1 protein-coding gene is annotated in these 1,746 nt (G+C 67.3%); it reads right to left on the bottom strand.

The genetic code is table 11. The features are described 5' to 3' along the window. Window positions 1-171: 171 nt before the first annotated feature. Window positions 172-1,623 (bottom strand): IS1380 family transposase, encoded by a 1,452-nt coding sequence (locus QMG52_RS21615; protein ID WP_283562458.1) that lies wholly within the window; start codon window positions 1,621-1,623, stop codon window positions 172-174. Between the last annotated feature and the right edge of the window lie 123 nt (window positions 1,624-1,746).

Raw genomic sequence — 1,746 nt, 5'->3', positions numbered from 1 at the left:
GACCCGGATCCGCGAGTAGTGGCTTTTTGAGGCCGGAATTCTGGCGGGGGCGTGAATTTCGGCAACTTTTGGGTCCGGGCATGACAAAAGCCCGGTTGTCGTGTCGGGTGGGCGGAGGCTCCATGCCTCGGACGGACTTTCTCTTGGCGGCGGGACAAGGGAATCCGGGTATCAGCCGGGGGCCGGTAGCTTCTGCAGTGCCGGCAGTACCGTGGCGAGCAGGCTCGGCCCCGGCGGCATACGCAGGTAGATTATCCCGGCGCGGCGGCTGATGCGGGCCGGGACGCGGATGAGTTCCCGGCGGAGGCGGGCCACGGTTCGCCGTCCGCGGCCGTTGCCGTAATCGAGACCGGTGATTTCCTGGATCCAGGAGCTGACCGCGCAGCCGAGCAGGCCCGCCCACATCCAGACACTGTTCACGGCGTGGCTGGCGGAGGGGAGGTGACGCAGTGCGGTGCCGTGTTTGGCGTTGCGGTTCAGCTCTTCGATGTCGGTGCGGTGCCGGTACCAGAACTCGGCTTCGGCGAGTTTCTCGTCCGTGGAGACGTCCAGGTTGGTCAGGATGAACGAGTAGCCGTAGACCTCGTCGATCCTGCCCTTCAACGCCAGGGCGAGCTGGTTCTTGTCTATGGTGCGGCGTTTCCGGGCCCGGCCGGTGGGGATCCGGTCGGCCGGGATCCGGGTGCGCCGGGCGATGCAGACAATGCCCGCGTCCTTGGGCCAGGGTCCGGGCAGGTAGTCGATGATCGCGACCTCGGTGTCATCCATGCCGACCGCGGGGACCCAGGTGTATCGGCCCAGGCCCTTGGCCGCGGCCATGACCTTGCCGGTGCGCTTGGCGCCGATGGCGAACTCGACCCCGCGTTCGATACAGGCGGCGGCCAACTCCGCGGCGAAGTAGCCGGCATCCCAGCGGCACCGGATCTTCTCCACCCCGGCCGGGAGCGCGGCGATGGCCCTCTCCAGCATGTCGACGGCGTTGCTGCGGGGGTCTTCGGTCCCGCCCATCAGTTCCGCGGCCAGCGGCACCCCTGCTTCGGCCCAGAACCCGATATGGCCCCGCAGCGTCAGCGCCCCGGTGTAAGCGTGCGCCGCCTTCTCCTTGCTCCGGCCATACACCTCCACGTCGGTTGCGTCCCCGTCAATGGTCGCGACCTTCAACAGGGAGGTCCGGCGCACCAGGGGCAGCAGGGACATCATGGTGGTGTTGACCGTCCCGATCCCGGTCTCGATCCCATGGAGCTGGTCTTCGCCGAAGCGTTTGGCAATCCCGGCCGCCGTCGTGGACGCCGGGGTCGGCACCGGTTCCAGTTCTTGGCCTGCCGCATCGGCCCGGCGCCGGTCCAGGCCGACCAGGAAGTCCTCACCGGCCAACTGGGCCGAGGCCATGGAGACCACCAATTCGCCGCCGGACAGGCCGCGGGCCCGTTCCTTCACCGGCCCGATCCCGACATCCAGGGCGCCGGTCAGTCCCAGGACCCGGTCCACCTCACGGACCGCCTCGACCCCGGCTGCCGGCGTCAGCCGCTGATCCGGGGCTCCGATCCGCACCTGCCGCGCACGGGCCCGCCTCTTCGCCCCCGCCGACTTTCTGCCACGTTTTTTGCCCCGTATGATTGCCACTGAACAGGTGTCCTTCTCTGTCTGGAAAATTTTGGCTTCGCAACTACTATTTTCCCAGCTCAAGGGGCACTTGTTCGGTTTAACACACCCCTGTCAAAAAGTTCTTACTCGCGGATCCGGGTC

It is taken from the genome of Paenarthrobacter sp. PH39-S1, from assembly GCF_030063245.1.
Lineage (GTDB): Bacteria > Actinomycetota > Actinomycetes > Actinomycetales > Micrococcaceae > Arthrobacter_M.
This window is presented reverse-complemented; position numbering and strand designations above follow the sequence as displayed.